This window comes from Mesorhizobium sp. M2A.F.Ca.ET.037.01.1.1 (assembly GCF_003998075.1).
In the GTDB taxonomy this organism is placed as follows: Bacteria; Pseudomonadota; Alphaproteobacteria; order Rhizobiales; family Rhizobiaceae; genus Mesorhizobium.
The window spans coordinates 1-6,600 of sequence record NZ_RZSA01000300.1 but is presented as its reverse complement, the minus strand read 5'-3'; the positions used below and the strand labels follow the sequence as shown (position 1 = coordinate 6,600).

Genomic DNA, 6,600 nt, shown 5'->3' with positions numbered 1-6,600 from the left:
GGTTCGAGGCCGTTAGCCGCGACCGGCGCGCAGCCGCGCTGATCGTCGAGCCGCTGGTGCTTGGCGCCGGCGGCATGCTGATGTATCCGGCCTGGGTTCTTGCCGAATTGAAGAGGATCGCCGAAGCCTCCGGCACGCTGCTGATCGCCGATGAAGTGATGACCGGCTGGGGGCGCACCGGAACCATGTTTGCCTGCGAACAGGCGTCCGTCTCGCCCGACATCTTGTGCACCTCGAAAGGTCTGACCGGTGGTACCATCCCGCTGGCCGCCACGATCGCCACCGATGCCATCTTCCACGCTCACTTTTCGGAGGATCGCAAGAAGACGTTTTTCCATTCGAGCTCCTACACCGCCAATCCGATCGCCTGCGCGGCAGCACTTGCCAATGTCGAGATCTGGCGTGACGAGCCGGTGGCCGAGCGGATCGCGGTCTTGAGCGCGAGGCAGGCCGCCGGGCTGCAACGCTTCCGGGTCAATCCATATTTCACCGACTGCCGGACAACCGGCACCATCGCGGCACTCGACCTACGCACCGGCTCAGCCGGTTATCTGGCCGAGATCGGGCCAAAACTGCGCGCTTTTTTCCTTGAGCGGGGGCTACTTGTGCGCCCGCTCGGCAATGTCCTCTATCTTCTACCGCCCTATTGCATCACCAGCGACGAATTGGGCGGGCTCTATGACGCGATAGAGGAGGCCGGCGAACGCTTCGGCTCGCGGCCATGAACCTATCGTCGCGCGTTCTCGGCTTCGGCCATCATGCGCCGGCGCGCAAGGTCGAGAACCCGGAAATCGAAGACCGGCTCGGGCTTGAGCCCGGCTGGATCGAGCGGCGCACCGGAATTCGCTCGCGCTTCTGGGCAACAGACGAAGACACGCTGTCGGGCCTTGCCGCCTCTGCCGGCGACATGGCGCTGACCAATGCCGGTATCGACCGCGGCGACGTCGGTCTACTCTTGCTCGCCACGTCGACGCCCGATCACCTTCTGCCGCCAAGCGCGCCGCTGGTCGCACATCGGCTGGGGCTAGGCCGCGCCGGAGCGATCGACCTGACCGGCGCCTGCGCCGGCTTCATCTATGCGCTGATGTTCGCCGACGGGTTCACCCGCCTGCACGGCAAAGCGAGCCTTGTCATCGCCGCCAACATCCTCAGCCACCGCATCAATTTGGCCGAGCGCGCCAGCGCCGTGCTGTTTGCCGATGCCGCCGGCGCCATGGTGATCAGTCCTTGCGATGACCCGGATCGAGGCATTCTCGGCGCTTCGGTGGATTCCGACGGCTCGCGCTACGGGCTAATCCAGATTCCCGCCGGGGGAAGCAACACTCCGTTCCATGCCGACCTCGACCTCGCGCAGACACGGATGACGATCACTGACGGCCGTGAAGTATTCAGCAAGGCCGTGGAGATGATGACCGCCTGCTCGAGAGATGCGCTCACTGCTGCCCGACTGAGGCCGCAAGACCTCGATCGTTTCGTGCCGCATCAGGCCAATGCGCGCATTTTCGACGCGGTCGGCAGGAACCTCGGCATCGCTGATCACTCGATCGTCAAGACGATCGCCGAATATGGCAACTCTTCCGCCGCGACGATCCCGCTCTCATTGTCGCTGGCCCATCGGGCGCAGCCGTTTCGGCCTGGCGAGAAAGTCCTCTTGGCGGCAGCGGGTGCGGGTCTCAGCGGCGGCGCGCTTGTGGTGGGAATTTAGCAAAGCAATGCTTGCGCACAGGACTGCTCATGAATGAGACTATGAGAATGGCTCAATACGTAAATAGTCGCCGGCAAGCTCCATAGAGCTGGGTTCCGTGCGGTGCTCCGCGATGTCTAAGTATCGACCCGCTTGCTCAAATCGCAGCGCTCATCGAAGGCCAGCAATACCTCATGCAGAGCGAAAATCCTCAACCGCCCGTTTCAAAGACGCTCGCCCCATTTCGAAACAAGGTGTTTCGCTCAATTTGGGCGGCCACCCAGATTTCCAGCCTCGGTTGGCTAGTGCAAACGGTCGCCATCAGTTGGCTTATGGCAACGATTTCAGCGTCCGACCTCATGGTGGCACTCGTCCAGGCCGCATCCACATTGCCGGTGTTCTTCCTCTCAGTTTTCGCCGGAGCCATTGCCGACAACTTCAGCCGCCGGTGGGTGATGTTTGCGGGACACTGCCTGATAGCATCGGCGTCGACGACGCTGATGATTTCTGTGGGTCTGGGATTTGTCAGTCCTTGGCTGATTCTCGGGTTAGGTTTCCTGGCCGGCTGCGGCTTTGCCTTGAATGATCCGGCTTGGCACGCTTCGGTCGGCGATATCCTTCACAAACGCGACATTCCGGCCGCAGTGACGCTTATGTCCGTCGGATACAACATTGTGCGCAGCGTTGGTCCGGCCTTGGGGGGCGTGATCCTGGCCGTCTTTGGGCCGCTGGCCGCTTTCGCCTTGGCTGCGGTGAGTGATCTGGCGCCCATAAGCGCGATATGGCGCACCAAATGGGAGGTCCGCTCTTCGCCTCTCCCTCGTGAGAGAATGACGACGGCAATTCATGACGGAGTGCGCTTTACTGCGATGTCTTTGGAGATCAGGGCAGCGACCGCCCGAGCCGCTCTTTTCGGATTGGCAAGCATCTCCATTCTGGCGTTGCTCCCCCTCGTCGTCCGGGATCAGTTGAAGAGTGGGCCAATTGTCTACGGTATCTTATTGGCCGGCTTCGGCATGGGTGCTTTCATCGCGGGCATGGGCAACGGCTTCTTGAGGAAGGTCACGTCTCAAAACAGGCTGGTGGCCTTCGCCTCTGTGGCTTGTGCAGTCTGTTGCCTCTCCCTTGCCCTTACATCGTCGATTCCTGTGGCGGCCATTTCGCTGGCGCTCGGCGGAGCGGGTTGGCTTATCACCTGGACGGGCATTGACGTGTCGGTGCAGTTGGCAAGCCCAAGGTGGGTTGTAGGCCGCACGCTCTCCATTTACTACGCCTTGAGCGCAGGCGGTATGGCTGCTGGCAGCTGGATCTGGGGTTCTGTCGCGCAAAACTATTCCTTGACCTTAGCATTGGAGGGCGCCGCAGGCGCTCTGTTGCTGGTTGCAGCAGCGGGGATCGTGTTGCCGGTCCGTCCCTGGGAAGAAACCGATCAAGAAAGTTCAGTTTTTCATCCGCCGGACGTGGCTCTCGATCTGAAACCCAGAAGTGGCCCTATCGTGGCCAAGGTCGAGTATTTGATATCGGAGGAAAATATCGAGGCCTTTCTGGGCTCCATGCGCACGCGGCGACACGTCCAGAGCCGTGCCGGTGCACGAAACTGGACGCTCCAGCGAAATCTGCAAACACCGTCACTTTGGACGGAGACATTCCGCACCCCCACCTGGATGGACTTTCTCCGCCTAAATCATCGACTCACCGCAGCAGATAAGGAAGTCGCCCAGCATCTCCTGTCACTGCATGAAGGAGAGGTGCCTCCGCAGACAGTGCTTTCGATTGAACGGACGACCGAGGCAATTCGTACCCGTACCTCGACAATCTTTTCTCGTCCTCCAAGATGACGCCATCAAGCTGCTGTCCAGGGACAGGGTGGATCACCGGTGCTTTGCAGAGCACAGCCTCACACCGAGAGCAGCGTGCTCCGGGTTGTGCGCTTTCGCGCGCACCCAGGCGAGATGATGGTGAACGCGGCGTCAAGTGGAAGTCCCCTGCATACGCTTGCGGAGTCTTCTGCGAGAGCCCATGCCGACGAGCGCCAAACAAGGTTTGATGCCTTTCGGCGTCGTGGCCTCAACTCATCGATTCGCGAGAAAAGCATCGAATGCAGCAGCAACGGCGCGAACAACAAAGCGGTGCTCCGGCCGCACGCGGATGAAGCCGTTTTCGACGTCCAGGATCCCCTCCTCAGCCAGCGTCACCAAACTCTCAACTGAATCGAGAAAACGAGCTGGTTCGATTTCGTGGGCGGCACAGATGGTCGGCACGTCGGCCTCCAAATCGCACATCAGTCGCTCGATGATCGCTGCGCGCACCCGGTCATCGTCGGTCAGACGGTGACCCTTTGATGTCGCCAGACGTCCACTTGCGATGTGCCGGGCGTAAGAATCCCGTGTTACTTCGTTCTGAACATACCCCTCGCGGACTCGGCCAATAGCCGACGCGCCTAAGCCGATCACGTTTTGCAAGTATCGGCCGAGTATCCCAGCGAATTACGCCGTAGGCGCGCCCGGTCTTCTGCGCTAGCGCGAGTTCGTCGTCCGGCGGAGCGAAATGATCGAGCCCGATCTCCCGGTAGCCAGCGCCAACCAGTGTCTCGGCGACAGCTGCAGCCTGTTCGGCGCGAAGATCGCCGTCCGGTAGACCTGCCTGCTCGATAGGCGCTGGTTCTTTATCACGGAAGGAATATGCGCGTATCCGAACACCGCAAGCCGGTTGGGGCGCATGGCGACCGCAGCCATCGCGGTCTGGATGCAGGACTGCACAGTCTGTTTCGGTAGACCGAAGATGAGGTCGAAGTTGATATGGCCAACGCCATGCCGGCGGAGATTTTGGACTGCAGCGGCCGTCTGCACCTTACTCTGGATCCGATTGATCGCCTTTGCACATCGGGATCAAAGCTCTGCACGCCGATGCTCGCGCGGTTGACACCGTTAGCTGCCAAGGCTTCGGCCATTTCCGGTGTGAACGTTCGGGGATCGATCTCCACGGTGATCGCAGCAGTTTTGCTGAAAGCGAAGTGGCGGCGTAGAAATTCCATCAGCGCCAAGTGCTCGGCTGGCCCGATAAGGTGAGGCGTTCCGCGCCGAAATGCACATCGCTCACCGGCAGCCCTTGCCGCACTTGCTCCGACACCAAACTGATCTCCTGACGCAGCACCGCTAAATAATTAAGGATCGGGCCGTTGCGACGGATGACCGCGGTAGGGAAGCCGCAATACCAGCACATGGATCGGCAAAACGGAATGTGGAAATAGAGCGACACCGATTCGTCGGCCGGGAGGCCCCCCAGCCATTCCTCATAATCGTCAGCACCAACTGCCGCAGAGAAGTCTGGCACAGTCGGATAGATGGTATACCAAGGCGGCCGGGGGTCCCGGTACTTTGTCAGGATTGAGGTGTGCAAGGAGCTGTCATCCCACGTCGCTGATCCATCATTCTTTCGTTGCGCGCTCGTCCTGGTCTCTGACCTAAGTCAGTGCGTCCCGCTTATGTCGCAGTCTCGTTTGGACAGGATGGGGTCAACCACGCCGGGGAGCGCGCGTGCCATGGTTGCGCCTGAGGTGATGGTGCGGTGCCGCATTCAACGTCTGAGTAGTACGTGACGCCAGTGCAGTGTGCTTGAGGCGTCTGCGGAAGAACTTTGCAATGCGAAATTCATGTCCGACGCAACGGACCTGTCAAGCCTCGTTCAGACGCCATCCAGGTCCAGCCAGCGGCCTTCCCTGCCGGCCGAAAAACCATACCGGCTTTAGCCACCGAGACGCTCTAAAGCTGACGTCGGCTCATTTGATGAAAGGAGGACGCCGCTAGGGGGTGCACAAGGTTCCCCGGCTTGACGTCGCTTCGAGCGAAGAGCGGCGGTGTGGCTTGTCGTCAAGCGCCGGGCAGCGTGCCCCCTACCGATATCCCGAAAAGATCGACCAAGATGGCCATGCCGACGCCACACGCGGTCTGGATGAGGCCGACCATGAAAATGCGATTGGCGCGTTCGTAGATGGGGCGCCGCAAGGAACTCATGTCGAGCAGCATGGACAGCGCTCTCATCTGCAGTGCGATGCCGAGCAGGATCGGCACTACGGCGAACAGATCGTAGAGTTGCCATGGCAAGGGGTTCGCGGCCCAATGAGTGAGGAAGCCGAGCGAAAAGGCAAGCAGGATACCCACGGCAGTGATTGTGCCGTTGCGGAAAATGGTCTCGATCGGTTCTTCCTTCGGATCGTGCTCGTCCAAGCGGCTTCCTTTCGTTGCTCTTTCCGTCGAGACTAAGTTCTCGAGAATGCTGTTCATCGCCAATTACTCGAGGCGAGCCGTAGGCAGCCGTTTCAGGGTGCGCTCCCTCTCGCTTCCGGCCGCGCAATGTACCTGCACGGCGAACTTACAGCGGCGAAAAGGTGCTGCGGCCACCATGCGACGCCTCGGACGCGCACGCCCTCTGTTCCTGGCGCAGCCCTTGCGGAGCGTACGCGCAGTGATCCTTCTCGGTAGCGCATGGCGCGGCCTCCGTTGCGGTCAGACGGGAAGCCGTCGCTGTTAAACGAGACTGTCACATATCGAACATGGCGAACCGTGTCGCACATTGCTTTTCGCAGTGACCCTCAAAAAAAGTGATTCCAGCGAGACGAAGGCGCGTCGGCCCGATTTTGGTGTCGGCCGCATTTACGCTTCAGGTTGGCATGTCGCTTGCTGCTCTATTTCGGAGAGCTGCAGCGGTCCGACCGGAGTGTTTCACATGTAAACGATAATGAATCTCCTAACAGAAAACACTATTATAAGTACATGTGGCTTTTACGCTGGCTCACCTCTCGTGTCAAGCGCTTTGGCGTCCACATATTGGAGACAACACGCACAAAATTTAGAGGAAAAGCTTGCTCTTTCGCCTCTATCCTTTTTATTCCTTCATGGAGATCTAGACATGTACAT

Annotated in this window: 4 protein-coding genes and 1 pseudogene; 3 read left to right on the top strand and 2 right to left on the bottom strand. The window is 59.9% G+C overall.

The genetic code is table 11. The features are described 5' to 3' along the window. The 3 genes from EOA27_RS16535 to EOA27_RS16525 form a co-directional block, all read left to right on the top strand. Positions 1–725, top strand: a 725-nt coding sequence (locus tag EOA27_RS16535; protein ID WP_127256709.1) for an aminotransferase class III-fold pyridoxal phosphate-dependent enzyme, incomplete at its 5' end; no start/stop codon positions are given. Next, entirely contained in the window at positions 722–1,705 is a 984-nt protein-coding gene (locus EOA27_RS16530) for a beta-ketoacyl-ACP synthase III (protein ID WP_126063924.1), read from the top strand. The genes EOA27_RS16535 and EOA27_RS16530, both read left to right, overlap by 4 nt. A gap of 173 nt (positions 1,706–1,878) precedes the next feature. Beyond that, positions 1,879–3,522, top strand: coding sequence for an MFS transporter (locus EOA27_RS16525; protein ID WP_126063923.1), 1,644 nt, complete (start codon positions 1,879–1,881; stop codon positions 3,520–3,522). 234 nt (positions 3,523–3,756) lie between these two features. On the opposite strand, the pseudogene hemN reads toward EOA27_RS16525, so the two are convergent. Next, positions 3,757–5,083, bottom strand: a pseudogene (gene hemN, locus EOA27_RS16520) (oxygen-independent coproporphyrinogen III oxidase). Positions 5,084–5,553: 470 nt separating this feature from the next. Further along, positions 5,554–5,910: a hypothetical protein gene (locus tag EOA27_RS16515; RefSeq protein ID WP_024505577.1), complete on the bottom strand. Its 357-nt coding sequence runs from the start codon at positions 5,908–5,910 to the stop codon at positions 5,554–5,556. Between the last annotated feature and the right edge of the window lie 690 nt (positions 5,911–6,600).